At 44.2% G+C, this 16,240-nt stretch carries 12 protein-coding genes and 1 tRNA gene; 7 read left to right on the top strand and 6 right to left on the bottom strand.

Going from position 1 to position 16,240, the window contains the following annotated elements; all coding sequences use genetic code 11:
• The 4 genes from ACQY3H_RS07120 to ACQY3H_RS07135 form a co-directional block, all read left to right on the top strand.
• Nucleotides 1-5,237 (top strand): MFS transporter (locus ACQY3H_RS07120; protein ID WP_428075976.1); only part of this gene is annotated, 5,237 nt, incomplete at its 5' end.
• Nucleotides 5,238-5,481: 244 nt separating this feature from the next.
• Nucleotides 5,482-6,363, top strand: coding sequence for a carbohydrate kinase family protein (locus ACQY3H_RS07125; protein ID WP_428075978.1), 882 nt, complete (start codon nucleotides 5,482-5,484; stop codon nucleotides 6,361-6,363).
• A 12-nt stretch (nucleotides 6,364-6,375) separates the two neighbouring features.
• Nucleotides 6,376-7,542 carry an MFS transporter gene (locus tag ACQY3H_RS07130; RefSeq protein WP_428075979.1) on the top strand — a complete coding sequence of 389 codons (1,167 nt, stop codon included), beginning with the start codon at nucleotides 6,376-6,378 and terminating at the stop codon, nucleotides 7,540-7,542.
• 139 nt (nucleotides 7,543-7,681) lie between these two features.
• On the top strand, nucleotides 7,682-8,545 hold the full coding sequence (locus ACQY3H_RS07135) for a hypothetical protein (RefSeq protein WP_428075981.1): 864 nt from the start codon (nucleotides 7,682-7,684) through the stop codon (nucleotides 8,543-8,545).
• 52 nt (nucleotides 8,546-8,597) lie between these two features.
• Here ACQY3H_RS07135 and ACQY3H_RS07140 read toward each other — a convergent pair whose 3' ends face one another.
• The 3 genes from ACQY3H_RS07140 to gap form a co-directional block, all read right to left on the bottom strand.
• Nucleotides 8,598-9,509 (bottom strand): hypothetical protein, encoded by a 912-nt coding sequence (locus ACQY3H_RS07140; protein ID WP_428075983.1) that lies wholly within the window; start codon nucleotides 9,507-9,509, stop codon nucleotides 8,598-8,600.
• A 71-nt stretch (nucleotides 9,510-9,580) separates the two neighbouring features.
• Complete coding sequence (locus ACQY3H_RS07145) at nucleotides 9,581-9,727, bottom strand: hypothetical protein (RefSeq protein ID WP_428075984.1); 147 nt, start codon at nucleotides 9,725-9,727, stop codon at nucleotides 9,581-9,583.
• Nucleotides 9,728-9,890: 163 nt separating this feature from the next.
• Nucleotides 9,891-10,901 (bottom strand): type I glyceraldehyde-3-phosphate dehydrogenase, encoded by a 1,011-nt coding sequence (gene gap, locus ACQY3H_RS07150; protein ID WP_428075986.1) that lies wholly within the window; start codon nucleotides 10,899-10,901, stop codon nucleotides 9,891-9,893.
• 95 nt (nucleotides 10,902-10,996) lie between these two features.
• Here gap and ACQY3H_RS07155 point away from each other — a divergent pair, with 95 nt between their 5' ends.
• Entirely contained in the window at nucleotides 10,997-11,740 is a 744-nt protein-coding gene (locus tag ACQY3H_RS07155) for a nucleoside phosphorylase (RefSeq protein ID WP_428075988.1), read from the top strand.
• Between the two features lies 1 nt (nucleotide 11,741).
• Entirely contained in the window at nucleotides 11,742-12,428 is a 687-nt protein-coding gene (locus tag ACQY3H_RS07160; protein WP_428075989.1) for a hypothetical protein, read from the top strand.
• A 48-nt stretch (nucleotides 12,429-12,476) separates the two neighbouring features.
• On the opposite strand, the gene ACQY3H_RS07165 is transcribed toward ACQY3H_RS07160, so the two are convergent.
• Nucleotides 12,477-15,191 (bottom strand): DEAD/DEAH box helicase family protein, encoded by a 2,715-nt coding sequence (locus ACQY3H_RS07165; protein WP_428075991.1) that lies wholly within the window; start codon nucleotides 15,189-15,191, stop codon nucleotides 12,477-12,479.
• 6 nt (nucleotides 15,192-15,197) lie between these two features.
• The gene (locus ACQY3H_RS07170; protein WP_428075992.1) at nucleotides 15,198-15,800 is read right to left on the bottom strand and encodes a DUF2238 domain-containing protein; all 603 of its coding nucleotides are present in this window, start codon (nucleotides 15,798-15,800) and stop codon (nucleotides 15,198-15,200) included.
• Between the two features lie 177 nt (nucleotides 15,801-15,977).
• On the opposite strand from ACQY3H_RS07170, the gene ACQY3H_RS07175 reads away from it, so the two are divergent.
• Nucleotides 15,978-16,071 (top strand) — tRNA-Ser (locus ACQY3H_RS07175).
• Here ACQY3H_RS07175 and ACQY3H_RS07180 read toward each other — a convergent pair.
• Nucleotides 16,030-16,240: hypothetical protein (locus tag ACQY3H_RS07180; protein WP_428075994.1), on the bottom strand; the 211-nt coding region annotated here is incomplete at its 5' end. The two genes, ACQY3H_RS07175 and ACQY3H_RS07180, sit on opposite strands and share 42 nt — an antisense overlap.

Raw genomic sequence — 16,240 nt, forward strand, 5'->3', positions numbered from 1 at the left:
TAGGGCGTTACAATCCGTTAGTGGTGGCCAACACGGTAGAAAGCGTAGAAATGACAGAAGCCATGTTGAACTTGCGTAAAGCCGTGCAAGGCAAACTTACGCAGGGCAAAGTGGAACAAGTTTTAGCCGAAAATAATGTAGGCCCTTCTGTACGATTAGAAAATAATCTTTCGGTTTCTTCTAATGTAGCCAATGGACAAACGCCTGTAACAATTGACGGCGGCGATTTGACTATTGGCACAGATGCTCATTCTTTAATTATTCCCCCTGCCGCTGATATCGTTACGGTGACTCCTCAGGTTCGCGATGTCGTTCCGGTGGAACCTGTGCCGAGTGCCGTAGTGGAATATCAAGAACCTGTCGGGCAAGAATGCAGCGGATTAAATCCTCGTTGGATAGATGAAAATGGTGTCTGTCATGAAGGAACCGGTGGTCCTAATGAAGAAGTGGTAGTTGCTGAACCTGCACCGAAAGATAATTTATGGAATCGTATAACTAATAAAGTTAAAGGTTGGTTTACTCCTTCTCCTAAAGTGAAATCGGCCGAACCGGTAGCGGCGGATGCTCCGCGTGCGGAAGAAGCAGCTGATGATGCTGCGCAAACGGTGACTACGCAATCGTCCCAATCGTCATGGATGCAAGGGGTACGGGAGACTTTGAATTTACGTATCACACCGCCTACGATGTTGAAATCAATGGGCCTTGGAATTGGTACCCTTGTAATAGGTTCTGCTATTGCAACTACGATGGGTGTTACCGGCGTGGCGCCTGAAGCATTTACGTTGGGAACCGGTATGTTGGCTAGTATGTTCCCCTTCTTCGGTGGGACCAAAACTTCTATTTCTAAAGGGGCTTCTTTGGCAGGCGGAAGCGCCGCTGAAAAAGCACAATTTGCTAAACAAGCCAAGAAAGTCGTGGACGATATTGAAAAAGAAGCCGGTGTAGAGAACGGTGGAGCCGAAGTCTCTGCCGCGGCAGAAAAAACCGGTTTAACCTTGGCCGAAGCACGTGTGTTAAATATCGCTAAAAAGGCGCCGTTACTTGCTATCTTATACTCTTTCATGATTACAGGCTTTGGAGATTTCGTATCTCCGGCGGTTGCTTTGGCAAAAGATACCTTTGGTATTTCCCAATTTATTGCGTCACTTATTCCGTTAGCCGGGTTCTCCATGTTTGCGTTCTCGGTACCGATTAGTGTGTTGCAATCTAAAATCGGTAAAGTAAATGTGATGAAATTAGGGGCGGCTACTGCCGCTATCGGTACTGCTTTGCCGATGTTCTTCGGTATGAGCGGGCATTTTGAAGCCACCAATATCAGTCAATTCTATGCTATGTTAGGTTCTATTGCGCTGATTTGTATGGGTTCTACCATGCTTAAATCCGGAGCCAGTGCTATTGTAGCAGAAGCCTCTGCCACCGATGCCGCTATGACCGCGAACTTAACCAAAGGGGATGCTATTAAAGGTATTCCGATAGCCCTTGGTTTTATCGCTCCCGGTTTGCTCCCGATGCTCGGATTTGACTGGACGGCTTTGTATCCTGTCTATACGGCGTTCTTTGCAGGTGGTTTAGCGGTGTTGTCAACCGTTAAGATTGCCGAAGCCAAACCGGCGAAAGTATCTTCCTTTACTGAAACATTTAAAGTATTAAAAGATAAAGATATCGCCTTATTAGCCGCTGCCGGGTTTGCTTACATCGGTGCGGAAATCGGTGTGTTGTCTTCTACACCGGTCATGTTAGGCGAATTAGGTATTTCGTCCGAATTTACCGGAACGGTGGCTTTCTTAACCACCATGTTACCAATTATTTTAGCCCGTACATTTGCTCCGGCTATTTTGAAAAAATGGGGTGAAGATAAAACGTTAATCGGCTCTACGATTTCCGCCTTAGCAGGGTTAGGTCTTGTGTTAACCGGAAATGATATTGCCGCCTTAACCGGGCTTGTATTAACCGGGTTAGGTTACGGAAACATCTTCCCTGTATTATTAGGTAAAGCCCAAAAGAAAGATATTTCTAAAGTGAACGAAATTACCGGTGTCATGTTAACAGCCATCGTGGGTGGAGCCTTTATTTCCCCCGGTATGGCAGCGTTAGCTGATGCGGCCGGCGTTATTACCGGATATCTTGTCCCGGCGGCTTGTATCTCCTTCATTATGGGTGTAGCCTACCGTGAGATTATCCATGGACGTGGTATGGGTGGAAAAACCGGTATTGACGGAGCACTTGATGTCGGTATTAACGAATTAGGTAAGAAAATAGGGAATCGTTCTATTAAATTAAAAGATAATTTCACGTTAGAAGGCCCTGAAATCATGGAAAAAATTAAAGCCTTCTTTGATCGCCTTAAATCTGATCCTAAAGCCTTTGTTGCCTTGGCAGCGACTGCTGCTGCGGCCTCTACGTTAGCCGGCAGTGCAGATATTCCGGAAGATTTTGCTGCCGCTTCTATGGCTGCAGTAACCGGAGCGGCTATACCCGGCGCTATCGGTACCAGTGGAAAAAGTTCCTCGTTACTTGATATTTATTCCAAAGGTGCAGAAGGCCCGATCACAATCCCGGCAACCAGTCTGACGGGGAAATTATATCGGAACCAAGCCAAAACCGGCACGGCTGAGAACTTATTCTTGGCACAATCCTTCAATTTACTACCCGAAGGATTTGTAGAACCTGGATATGCGTACAGAGGGATGAATTTCCACCTGATTAAAACACCGGAAGATTTGCGTAAAATTTTGGAAAACGGGTTGCGTAAAGGGGATACCCGGTATGATGCGGTCTCCTTTGATGATAATGTGGCGCAAGCCATCCGTTATGCGCAACAGTTTGCCCAATTCGGTCATACTCCGGTTTTAATTAGACGTCCGGTTAATCATACGTCTCGGTTGAATTTTGCCGATGTCGCTCCGGATCAAATTTCAGACGTGTTGGTGTGGGTATCTATAGATGGAAAAGCCGGTTGGTGGAGAGCCTCGTTAGATCAAAACCACCAAGTGGTGTTAACCTATGCCAAATCTATTAAAGAAGCACGTGAAGCAGCTGCCGTACCGTTGGCGGATCCGGCTGCGCCGGAAATGGCACCGAATGCTGCGGTTTCGTCGGAGACGGCAGGCACTGATCCGAAAGGGTTTAAAACGACTGATGTCAAAACCAATAAAGCACAGGCTCCCCCTTCTCCGGAATTAACTATTTATGGTAGCGAAATCGGACAGGCTGTTCCGTTTAAAGCAACTGATATCCCTCAATTATTTTCTAAACAAGCGCCGGCTGCCGGCAGTGTAGTGCATGTCGGATTTATGAGTGATATTCATGGCCGGATGTTCTCTAAACCGAATCAGAAAGACGGTACTGTAACCGGTGGTATTGCCCCTGCAGTGGAAGTTAATACGCAAATGGAAGCTCTTGATCCAAACTATACTTTCGTAACTATTGGTGACGAAACGGGGGCTGCTGAAGTCAATAATCGTCCGTTACTTATTGCCCGCAACTTACATTATTTAAAAGCAAAATTTTCTACATTGGGTAACCATGATTTGGATGATAAGGGTTCCAGTGTGCGGGATATTCTTAAATTCATGCGTAGAATTCATGATCCCTTTGCCTTGTTAGCCACGGACGTAAAACGTTTAGTTGGTATGGAAGATTTCTATCATCCTTGGGCTATTAAAGAATTCCCGGCTCAAAGAGAAACACCGGAAGGCAAATTGGTAGCCGATAAACCGGTACGTATTGCTTTTGTCGGCATCCCCATGGAAGGGCCCGGTACAACCGACGCTCCTGCCGGTATGGAAAAGGGGTTTGCCACTGCCCGGGAAACGTTAGATAGATTCTTTACCTCCATAAAAAATGGTAATGAGGTGGATGGTGTAATTATTATGGCTCACCAATCTCATTTAGATACTCGTATCGGTGATCCGACAAACAACTCCGTCTTAGAAGTTATTAAAGATTTGCCCCCGCAAGATAGAGCCAAAATTATTGCCGTTTTTGGTGGACATAAGCACCAAATGATGGCAGATTATCCGTTGGGAGCAGACGGCCCGCTGTTTGTGGAATCGGGGGCTTATGCCGAAAGCATGGCAATACTCACCTTTAAATTTCAGCCACGGGCCGCTGACGGAACCATGGGTGCCCCGCAGGTTCGCCACGATATTATTTCTTTAAGCAATGTATCGCTTCAAACTCCGCAAGCCAAAGATGTGTGGGCTTATACGGAACGGGTACGCGATTTGAAGTTAGATGATGTCATGGTAATCTTTGATGGAAAACCGTTAACAAACGAAGTAGGCGTAGATGCCGTAGGCATTGATGCTACCGGTCCGGATCAATTAGCCAATATTTTACAACAGGCTGTTACCCCCAGATTGGTTGAAGACGGTATTTCTGCTCAAGATATTATTGGTACGTCCAGCAGCATGAACTCCGGCCGTGCTAAACGTGATGACGGTACCCCCTTCTCCGGCAAAGTAACGGCCAGAGAAATCGTGCAAGATGCTCCGTATCAGGAATTCCCGAGTGTGTTGCCGATTACCGGTAAACAATTCGAAGAGTTTGTTCGCCGCAATATTAAGATGTCGTATGTGGATCCGAAGAACAAAACGACGCCCAAGCAAATTTTTGCTAACTTCGCTTATTCGGATAATGTCTTGGTATCATTTACTCCCAAGTTGGACAAAAAAGGTAAAGTTGTAGTAAATGCTGCCGATCAAGTTGAATTGAACACGTTGCAAGTGTATATCCGCGTAAACGGACAATGGCAACCGATTGATCCTAAACATACTTATTATATGACGGCTTTGGATCATATGTTGCGTGGTTTCTTTGAAGCCTCTACGATTAAGGGCATTGAAGGACTGGAACAAGCAAGCCATCGATTTGATGGTTGGATCCTTAGTTCTGTGGTTAATAACTACTACAAATCCCTTAAAGTGAATGGCAATCCGTTGCACGTCACTTTAACACAAGGTCGTATGATTAACGAAAACGCCTGGGAAACTGCTTTGCAAATGTATCGTACCGGGCAATATACGGAAGAACAAGTGGAATATTTAAAGGATGCCGCGCCAACAGTGTTGTTCTCTCGTTATGTGCAAACCCATCCGCAAGGGTATTCACAATCGTATGAAGACTTTGTGAAGAATGATGCGGTGATTAAGAACTATCCGCAAATTATTCAGGACGTAATGTTTAACGCCGCGCGTAAAGCGGATGAAGCCGTTGCCGCAGCCCGCGCACACTAAGTTGTTTTAAGTTGGTTTTTAACTCCCCGCGAAATAAATTCGTGGGGAGTTTTTTATGATAAATTTTCATAAAAACAGATCGGTTAAAGGAAAAAATAAATCTTCTTTTTCCCCCCTTTTTTATGCTTAATTTTTAAGGCCATTTTTACGAGTAAAAATTGACGTGAAATTTTATTGACACGCACCCGGAAAACTGATACACTAAACTCATAAGGAGTAAAAATCTTACAAAGAAGAGGATACTATGGAAAATAAAAAACCAGTAGTAGTCGGAGTTGGGGAACTCCTTTGGGATGTTTTCCCCACAGGAAAACGTGCAGGTGGCGCGCCAATCAATTTTGTGTATCATGCCACGCAACTTGGCGCTGAAGGTTATGCAATCAGTGCGGTGGGTAATGATCCGTTCGGTACGGAAATTTTACAAGAATTGGACAAAAACCACATCGCTTATTACATTGATACTCTTTCCTCCTACCCGACGGGTAGCGTAAAAGTAGAATTAAATAACGGTATTCCCAGTTATACCATTATTGAAAACGTGGCGTGGGATCATATCCCGCTTACCCAAAACGCGATTGATCTAGTCAAACGGGCCGATGCGATTTGCTATGGTACTTTGTCCTTGCGCAATCAAGATTCTAAGAACACTGTTACCACGCTTTTAAAATATGCCCGCCCCGAAGCCTTGCGTTTCTACGATATTAACTTACGCCAACATTATTATTCCAAAGAACTGATTGAAGAACTCTTGCAACTAGCCAATATCTTCAAAGTCAACGACGAAGAATTGGAAGTCATCAGCAAGATGTTCGGTATCAGCACCAATGAAGAAGAATTCTGCAAATTCTTCATGGATAAATATAACTTGAAATATGTCATCATTACGGCCGGCGATAAATACAGTTACGTCTATTCCAAGACGGGAACTTCTCGTATTGATACGCCCAAAGTAACCGTAGCCGATACCGTCGGCGCGGGTGATGCGTTCTCGGGCGCGTTTGTACAAGGCATTTTAGCCGGTAAATCGCTCAAAGAAGCACACAAACAAGCCGTAGAAATATCCGCTTTTGTTTGCACGAAAACAGGGGCTTGGCCGGAATATGAAAAAGCACCCTGTGCAAAATAAATAGGAGATTATATGACCGAACAAAAAAATAGTTCATTAGTTGCAAAACTAGTTCCGGTAATGCTCGCTTTCTTCGCTATGGGCTTTGTCGATAGCGTGGGCACCGCTGCGAACTTTGTTAAGAAAGACTTTGCGTTGAATAACTTCCAAGCCTTTCTTTGCTCGTCCGCCGTATTTTTCTGGTTCTTAATTTTCTCTGTTCCGACAGGGATGTTGATGAACAAAATCGGCCGCCGCAAAACGGTACTCATCAGTTTGTGGGTAACCTTAGGCGCGCTTTTGTTGCCGCTTATCCCGGTAAAGAGTTTGGCCCTTTTGATGGTGTCCTTCTCGTTACTCGGTATTGGTAACGCGCTTATGCAAGTATCACTCAACCCGTTAGTGTCCAACATTGTTACGGGCGACAAACTCGCCAGCACGATGACCTTTGGTCAATTCGTAAAAGCCATTGCGTCGTGGAGCGCTACGGTAATTGCTCCGTTTGTGGCTGCCAAATATAACAATTGGGCGCTTATGTATGCCATCTTCGCCGTAGAATGTGTGCTCGCGTTGATCTTCTTGGGTAAAGAAAAAATCAAAGAAGAAGAAATCACCGGCAAACCTTCTACGTTTACCGAATGCTTGGCCTTACTCGGTGACGGCACGATTTTACTCTGCTTCATCGGTATTATGTGCCACGTGGGTATTGACGTAGGTACCAACACGGCTGCCCCGCAAATCTTAATGGACAAAGTAGGTCTTGCTACCGAAGCCGCTATGAAAGCGACGGGGATTTATTTCATCTTCCGTACGATTGGCTGCTTTACGGGTTCGTTCTTATTGTCCAAGATCTCGGCCAAAATTGTGTTTGCCGTCAGCGTAGTATTTATGCTGTTGGCGATGGTGGGCTTGTTCGCGTTTAACACGCAAGGTGCGTTATTTACCTGTGTAGCGTTAATCGGGTTGGGCAACTCCAACATCTTCCCGATCATCTTCTCGCAAGCCATCTTGCATAAACCGGAGAAAAAGAACGAAATTTCCGGCTTGATGATTATGGGCCTTATCGGTGGTGCGGTATTCCCGCCTATCATGGGCTTTATGTCCGATATGATGGGTTCCCAAACGGGTTCCGTCATTGTAATTACGGTAGGTGTGGTGTATTTGTTGGCGTTAATTGCCAAAATCAAAAAAGCCGCTTAACCTGACGTCTTTGTAAGACAAAAACTCCCCAAAGAAATTTATTCTGCGGGGAGTTTTTATTTGAACTTCCTCTCCAAAAACGATACAATAGAAATAAGATTGCCAGACGGTAGTCTTATTTTTTGTGTAAAGGAGTTATATGAAAAAAGTAATTTTAGCGGTTTTATGTGCGTTATGCACGACTGCCGCACTGGCCCAAGATGCTAAACGGGGCTGGCAAGTAGAAATTAAAAAACTCGCGTTTGATCTGACTTCTACCGAAGTGCAAAACGCCCAAGATTATCAAGGCTTTTCCGATGCTCGTCTTACGTCTGATTCTCAAACAGCCGTACGTGGCAGTTGGGATTCTATCGCCGATTACCATGCCGAGCATTTTTTATGGAATAACGAGTTAACTATGGATTATGGCCGTACAAAAATCCGTCCGGTAAATGGTGAAACTTTAACAAACGAAAATGCTGATAAAATTTTATTCACCACCGGTTATACGCAGCGCTTGTGGCACGTAGATGATTTTTTAGGCGGTTTTGAAGCCGGCCCATTTGCTAATATCGGCTACGAAACGGAATTTACCAAGCCTGACAATGCCCCCCGCACGCGCATTTTACGTGCGATGGCCGGCGCCAAATTGTTTGAAGGGAAATATCTAAAGAGTTTATATGCGGCTATTGTCGGTGAACGCGATTTTACCTATGAGCCGTATGCCTCTAAATTGGCGTGGGAAACCGGATTCAAATTGGAACTTCCGGTGCGTGAAGGTGTTATTTTTAAGTGGGATGCTATGTACCGCGATTATTTAGATACGACCGAAACCCACCCTACCGATTTAGATTGGGAATTTGAAACAAACGCGCGTTTAGATGTACAAGTGTATAAGAACTTGTATGTAGCCCCGTTTGTGAGTTATTATACAGCCCAAGGCAAGTATATCGGCCCGCGCGGTGAAAACGTGTATATTGGCGTTTCTGTGTCGTTTAGCCACATCTTTCACGCCGCTAAATAAGATTAAATTTATTATTGATGAAAAACCCCCACTTTTTAAGCGGGGGTTTTTGTTAGTCGGAGGTTTTAGTTTCATACGGTGTAATCACGAAGTGCTCTTCTTGTAATTGCACCAGACACCAAGTGGGTTTATCTTCTATATTCATCAATACCAGCATGCCTTCTATATGATCGGCCGGAATATCATGGGTTACTTGTTGAACGATTTTCCCGTTATCTTCAGATCCTGTTACTATCACAATAGCGGGAATCCCGTTTTCCACATATCGCGAATTTCGCAGCGCATAATCTAAAGCCAATTTGGGTTTTTTGGTTAAATTGGTATATTTGATAGATGTTACCGCTGCCGCGCTGTGGGCCGAACTGGACATTGCCAGTAACAAACAGTTGGAGTTTCTCCCTACATCACAAATCCGTAAGCCGTTTTGAAAGATATTGCGCATCTCTTCTCCTTGTGCAGATAAGCCTAAGCCCCGGTATAAGTACCCCGGACGTGTTAAAGCCGGCAAAGGCGGCATTTGTTGCGTTGAAATTTGTTCAATGCGGTAAGGAGTCAAATCTGTTGCTTGAAAAGCACTTTCCACACGCAATTGCGGAAGTGCGGCGATTGCTTGCCGCAATATGGCCAGTTGCGCGCGTTGCTGCTTTAATTGCCAGGCTTTGATATTACGCCGTTGTTGTTCCAACCAAGAACGTTCTTTCGTTTGCGGGGCCGGTTCGGGAAGCGGTACCGTTTCTACCCAGACTCTGGTCGGCGTTAACGGAAGGGACGGTGTAAACGCCGGGGCGATAGCCGGAGCGGCTGCTAACCCTTGCATGGTGTTTAACACACGTTCACTGGCGATAGCGCTAGCATGGGCCACTTGACCGATGGTTTCGGCGGCCTGTGTAATTGCATATTGCGCATGCACCGGTAATACTCCGGCGATACACAAAAATACAGTAATTTTTATTTTAGGTGTCATTTTCCTCACACAAAAAAACACCCGGACTTGTTAAGTTCAAGTCCGGGTGAGTATATTATTTAATTCAAATTTTATCGGTCTGTAACTAATAACCTTCCGGACTGAACTTTACATTTAATAAGTAGAGCGGCCAAGGAAGCACGCAACGCAACCATCGCCGCCGTGGTAATAACCACGTCGGTAATCAGGGTAATAAACATCGTTGCGTTTTTTTGCATACGTATTATTGTAACTATTTCAAAAAAATTTTGCAAGTATTTTTTTAATAATTATTTTTTTCTCATCGGAATGTTGAGAAAATTTATACATGAAAAAAGTTTTTTTATATAAGAACCCCCGCTCTAATGAGCGGGGGCTTTGTTACGAAATGCTTACGCAAACTTATTTGTTTACGCTGGCCATGTGAGCGATTAAATCGAGCACTTTGTTGGAGTAGCCGATTTCGTTATCGTACCAAGATACTACTTTGACGAACGTGTCGGTCAAATATACACCGGCATTGGCATCAAAGATAGAGGTGCGTTTGTCGCCCAAAAAGTCGGAAGACACAACGGCATCTTCGGTATAACCTAAAATACCTTTGAGTTCGCCTTCAGCGGCTTTTTTCATTGCGGCGCAGATAGCGTCTTTGGTAGCCGGTTTGGCCAAGTTAACGGTCAAGTCCACTACGGACACGTCCAAGGTCGGTACGCGCATAGAGATACCCGTTAATTTACCGTTAAGTTCCGGAATAACTTTACCTACGGCTTTAGCAGCACCGGTAGAAGAAGGAATGATGTTGCCGGAAGCGGCACGACCGCCTCTCCAGTCTTTCATAGACGGGCCGTCAACCGTTTTTTGGGTGGCGGTGGTGGAGTGTACGGTGGTCATCAAACCGTTGACGATACCGAAGTTATCGTTTAATACTTTGGCGATAGGAGCCAAGCAGTTGGTGGTGCAGGACGCGTTAGAAACAAATTGCGTACCTTTTACATAGGTTTTTTCGTTCACACCGACTACGAACATCGGGGTCGTGTCTTTAGACGGAGCAGACATGACTACATATTTAGCACCGGCTTTGATATGGGCTTGCGCTTTTTCTTGCGTCAAGAATAAACCGGTAGATTCTACCACATATTCGGCACCGACTTTGTCCCAAGCCAAGTTGGCCGGATCTTTTTCGGCGGTTACGCGGATTTTTTTACCGTTGACGATAAGTTGATTGTGTTCAACGTCGGCTTCAATGGTGCCTTCAAATTGTCCGTGCATCGTATCGTATTTGAGCATATAAGCCAAATAGTCAACCGGGCACAAGTCGTTAATACCGACGATTTCAATGTCTTTGCGTTCTTGAGCCGCGCGGAATACGAAACGACCGATGCGGCCAAAACCGTTAATACCTACTTTAATCATAATGGTACATCCTCCCTAGATTTTTACTTCTCTTATATTTTACAATTTTTTTACGCGTGCGATATAGTATAATTTAGACACGATAAGGAGTATTTATGGGTTTAATTTTCCCCCCCGTTAGAAAAAGCCGTTCTGCCGCCTACGTTACCCCGAAGTCTTATGTAGACACGGTGGCCCGTGGTTTGAAATTACCGTCCAAAGCGGTGGTGTGTCCCCTTACGCCGCTGGTGCAGGCGCTTGTCAAACAAGAAAATTGGAAAAAACGGTTTTTAGCGGCAGATGTGTATGTGTCGCCCGAAAATGATTTTTGTTATATCACGGGGTTTGGTTGCGGTGGGCCGTCGGTTGTGCTGGCGGTTGAACAAGCCATTGCTTTGGGCGTGCAAGAAATTTATTTCGTAGGACTTGCCGGCAGTTTGCAAGAAGAAGTCTTGCCAGGGGATATGGTAGTGTGTGAAGAAAGTATTTGTGCCGACGGTACTTCTCCCCATTATACGCATAAAGAAATCGTGCGGGCAGATAAAAAACTAACCGCACGGCTCATAGGCCAACTTCGCGGGAAAAATATGAATTTCCACGTCGGAAGAAATTGGAGCACGGACGCGATTTTCCGTGAAACAAAAGCCGAAATTAAGCACTACCAAAAAAATCACGTTTTGACAGTAGATATGGAAACATCGGCGTTATTGGCTATGTGTGCACGGCGTAAAATACCGTGTGCGGCGGTATATGTGATCAGTGATTGTTTAGGCGGACAAACGTGGCAACCTAATTTCAAAAACCCGCAAGTATGGCACCAGTTACGCAAATTATTAAATACTATAAAATCAAGGAGTTAAAATGACTATTAGAATGTTACTAATCCCGATTATGTGGATTTTATTTGGACTTATAGGTTTCTTTGGTTTTGCTCGGTTTGTCTTTCGATTTTCTGCGTTAGCAAGTATTGGAATATCTTTGGGGATATTTGTGCTAAGATTCGGGATCGTATCCTTGTTATATTCAAAGCAACATCTTTTGACGGGAGAGATCCTTTCGTGGCTTTTTTTGTTATTGGCTTTGGTTGGGTGGATTGCCGGAGGTATGTATTATGTTCGTCAATGGAAAACTGCAAAAACAGATATTTCAATTCAAACCATGCATACGGGGCAAATAATTCAAAACACCAATCAACTTGAAGAACCTTCCCAAAATAAAGAGATCGTTTCTCCGAAAAAAGATATCGGAATGAGTTTGGTACGGTGTATCATGCTTGTTGGGGGAACATTTGTCATTTCCTTATTATTGATAATAGGTGTATTTTTATTAAGTAAGGATCAATTATTTATGCTTGGTGCCAGTATAGTATGGGGATTTTTGATAGCCATATTTGTTGGTATTGCTGTAATAGTGGAATTTTGTTGCGGCTTGACGAGCGGATTGTCATGGACACGTTGGTGGATCTTGCTAGGTAGTAGCAATTTAATTCCGGCCGTAATTGTATGGATAATGTCTATAATGGCCCCGCCTTCCAATTATACGTTTTAATTAAAGATTTTTCGTCGGGGAAATGGCTTGAGTTACGTTGAGCGTATTTTATTCGTAACGACTGACCTGCTTGCTTTGTGATTTGCGAAATAACGACGAAAACGCATGGCTACGCGCATATAATAACTGTTTGCGCCCTTCGGGTGTGCGGGTAAAAATCAAATCGCATTCGCTGATATATTTTTTCCACAATTGATAAAAAATCTGTGCATGTTCCTTCTTCTGCGAAATTACCGACGGAACCGCAAAAAAATCTTGAGTAGGCCAAATGCCGAAAAATTCTTTTCGTACCAGTAAATAACGCGGATTTTGTATCGGATCTAAAATCTCTCGGATGGACTTCATAATCAAATTGTTTTCTTCGGGCGATACGTTTCCCACCGATACGAATATGCTTTTGTCTAACGGACATGTTTCGCAACGGATATTGATTCGTTGCAAGTTGGCTTTGATTTGTTTCATGGCGGCCAACGTTTCTACCGTTACAATAGCAATTTGCCGTATGATTTTTTCGGGGCTGGAACAGCGCAAGTAATACCATGTCGGTTTAATCATGATAACGAAAAAAGCCCCTAAAAGTAGTAAGGTGATGACGGGTTCTGTTCGCAGCAAAGGCAAAGACGATAAACCAAATATCATCGCCCAAATTGTGGCGATAGAAAAATAGCCCCGATACGAAAAACCGCTGATTTTGCCCGTATGACGCACCCCCTTGCGTAGGGATAATTCGGCATTGTTGTAGCGTTTTACAAAGCCTTCCTGCCATAACCAGCGCGTTTTTTCCCGATTGGCGGCGCGGGACATCATGCCTTTGTTAAGCCCGATAAATAAATCTTCGGTAATTACTTTAGCGGACAATGTGTTTAATTTCGTTTTGAAAAATTCCGGCAAGATGCGGTCTATGCCGTTTTCAATGGTATAAGGGGCGTCTTCGCCGGGGGCTTCGTAACCTTGAAAGCGTTGGCAAAGTTGTTGATAGTCGTGTAATTGCACAAGGGCTTCATCTTCGTCGGGTGTGGCGGTAGCGGTAGAAAGCCGTTGCTTAATAATTTCCCAATCGGTCATAATTTTGACGGATGCCAAATGCCAGATGTTAGATACTTTATCGGGGTTGTTGCGGTCTTTGCGAATAGCACGTCCGCGCATTTGGTTAGAGAGCATATACGAACTAACCGTGCTGGATAAGATGAGCGAATTGATGCTTGGCGCGTCCCACCCTTCACCTAAAAGTGCTTGCGTACCGACGAGTACTGTTAAATGCCCTTCATTAAACAGTTGGGTAATTTCTTTCACTAAAGCCGAACGGGAACTGTCCGACGCGGTTACTTTTAGGAAATTTTCATCCCGCTCAAAAGGCGTTAAATTAACACGTAAGCAGTTAAAGCGTTCGGTTAAAAGCGGACGTAAATGGCTGGGTACTAAAATAATACTTCCCGTCAGAACACCCAGTGAAATATCCTTATGTTTTTTGAGTGTTTGCCAAATGGGAATAACTCCCAATGCCGAGCAATCGGTTACGTTGTATTTAATGTAATCAGCCAGTACGACGAGCCGTAAATCTTTTCCCAGCGTTTTGGCTTCCAGCGCAACAATTTCTTCAATGGAGTCTAATTTGCCTAAACTGTTGGCAATGGTGCGTTTGATTTTGGGGTCGTCTATCGTAAAAACGCTATTTCGCACGAGTACACCGGCTTCTTTGGCCTGTTGGGTAAGCCCGGCAAAGAAATCTTCCTGTCCGTCCGTTAAGAAAGCATCTTTTTTCAGAAACACAAATTGTAAAAACAGTTGTTGATAATCGGGCGAAAACGTGGGAATTTGATTTTCTTTAATATCAAAATACGTTAAAAAATTAGCCGGAACGGCAAACCCGGCATGACGTAAAAACGCGGCCAGCGCGATATGCGTTTTGGGTTCGTCTAAAATTGTTTCTACCGATTGTTGTTCCAAATAGGCATAAAGCGTTTGGATAAGTGTATCATTTTTCAAAAGCGACGTTAAAAATTCGGTAATGCGTGCCGTGCGTGCACGAATTTCGTCGGACTCGGTTTTGCGCAAACGCGAGAAGTGAATGAAATCTTGGTGCGGGCATAAATCGCCGTTTTGCACGAGTTCGGGAATAGAAATCATTTCATCAATCGGCCCGCATAATTCGCTATACCGTTGCCATTCTGCCCCGTCGGCATCATAAGGTGGTGTGGCGGTAAGAGAAACGGTTTGCCGCGGAGATAAATGTTCCATTAAGTAGGCTAACGCTTTCCACCATTCTTTACGTAAATGGTGGGCTTCGTCAAAACACAAAACGGAAATCTGGGCTTGTTTAAGTAAGGTGATAATTTCTTGTGCTTTTTGGGGAGAAAGACGGCTTAATACTTGTTCGTTGGTTGTTTCTTCCTCTTCTTTGGGAGTGTCTGTAGCCTCTTCATCTTTCCCGCAGAAAGCCGCCAATAATGCCTGATAAGTAATTACGGTAATGAATTTAGGTGCACGTATATTGACCGATACAATGTCGGCGGCGTTCTGCCCGTTCAAAAACGAATCAATTAAGCGTTGTTTCCACTGATCGCGGATGGTAATGGTCGGGGTTAAAATCAGGGTTGGAGTATTTAGGCGGGCAATAATTTCAAGCCCGAGTGTAGTTTTTCCCGCTCCCGGTGCGGCAACGACGTGTAGTTTTTCGTCAGATAAGTGTAGTGATAAATTATCTAAAATACGTTGTTGGTAAGTGCGCCACGTTCCGTTAAAGTGTAAGACCGATTTTTCCATATTATTTTAATTCCGCTTGGCTTTATAAAAATTAAAGCAAAATAACGCACAACCTACCAGAGCACCCAGCGTGTCCATAAGCATATCTTTTTGGGCGTCCCAAATGTCGCCTTGTGAACCCAAAAAGGCAAGCCCTGCACTTCCACCGTCCACTTCGGCATATATCCACTCTACAAGTTCCCAAAAATTAGCCAGTGCCATGATAAAAATGATGCCTGCCACGGCGGCCCATTTGAACGACGGAATAATTTTTTTACGCCACGTAAATTCGCTGATGAGTAGTCCGCTGATGCCGATAGTAAAATGGGCAAGCCTATCATAATGGTTTCGCTCAAAACCAAAAAATTGTGTTACCTTGTCAAACGGCACGCGTTCAAACGTATAACACGCCCCGATAATTTGCAAGACACAAAATGCGAAAATAACGAAGTAAGACAAGCGAGAAAATTGAAATTTTTTATAGGTTAGACCGAAGAATGCTATAAAGAAAAATACACTCGCCATTTCCGTCCACCATACTTGCATATCATAAGCAAAACAAAACGACCAAATTGTTTCTGCTATTAAAATAGTCAATAAACACCAGAGAAATTTAGGGGATGTTTTCATACATTTATTAAAGAAAATTGAAAAGGGTGTCGTCAATTAGGTTCATAAGAAACAGAGCGATAACTTAATGAGATGTTCTGGGCCGATGAAGTTGCCGGACAAGGTGTATATAATTATAAAAATTAGGGCGTTTCAAGTTCGTTAAATTTTGTTATAATATATAAGTCGTAACGATTTGGAGAGGTGGCCGAGAGGCTGAAGGCAGCGGTTTGCTAAACCGCCATACAGGTTAATTCCTGTATCGAGGGTTCAAATCCCTCCCTCTCCGCCAGTTAAAAAGCACCTGAAAAGGTGCTTTTTTATTGGCAGAGAGTGGAGCGGCATAAACTGCTTTATGCCGCGTCGGGATTTGAAGCCCGCAGCGATGTTTTTGTTTGCGAAGCAAGGCAAAAACCGCGAGGGCGGGCCCGGGCGCAATTTCCGTCAGGAAATTGACGTAG

The sequence above is a fragment of the Candidatus Avelusimicrobium luingense genome, assembly GCF_902757105.1.
GTDB lineage: Bacteria > Elusimicrobiota > Elusimicrobia > Elusimicrobiales > Elusimicrobiaceae > Avelusimicrobium > Avelusimicrobium luingense.

Excerpts from the sequence above, each read along its gene's own strand:
- ACQY3H_RS07125 (WP_428075978.1), top strand. The coding sequence starts at position 5,482 with ATGGAAAATAAAAAACCAGTAGTAGTCGGAGTTGGGGAACTCCTTTGG.
- ACQY3H_RS07130 (WP_428075979.1), top strand. The coding sequence starts at position 6,376 with ATGACCGAACAAAAAAATAGTTCATTAGTTGCAAAACTAGTTCCGGTA.
- ACQY3H_RS07135 (WP_428075981.1), top strand. The coding sequence starts at position 7,682 with ATGAAAAAAGTAATTTTAGCGGTTTTATGTGCGTTATGCACGACTGCC.
- ACQY3H_RS07140 (WP_428075983.1), bottom strand. The coding sequence starts at position 9,509 with ATGACACCTAAAATAAAAATTACTGTATTTTTGTGTATCGCCGGAGTA.
- ACQY3H_RS07145 (WP_428075984.1), bottom strand. The coding sequence starts at position 9,727 with ATGCAAAAAAACGCAACGATGTTTATTACCCTGATTACCGACGTGGTT.
- gap (WP_428075986.1), bottom strand. The coding sequence starts at position 10,901 with ATGATTAAAGTAGGTATTAACGGTTTTGGCCGCATCGGTCGTTTCGTA.
- ACQY3H_RS07155 (WP_428075988.1), top strand. The coding sequence starts at position 10,997 with ATGGGTTTAATTTTCCCCCCCGTTAGAAAAAGCCGTTCTGCCGCCTAC.
- ACQY3H_RS07160 (WP_428075989.1), top strand. The coding sequence starts at position 11,742 with ATGACTATTAGAATGTTACTAATCCCGATTATGTGGATTTTATTTGGA.
- ACQY3H_RS07165 (WP_428075991.1), bottom strand. The coding sequence starts at position 15,191 with ATGGAAAAATCGGTCTTACACTTTAACGGAACGTGGCGCACTTACCAA.
- ACQY3H_RS07170 (WP_428075992.1), bottom strand. The coding sequence starts at position 15,800 with ATGAAAACATCCCCTAAATTTCTCTGGTGTTTATTGACTATTTTAATA.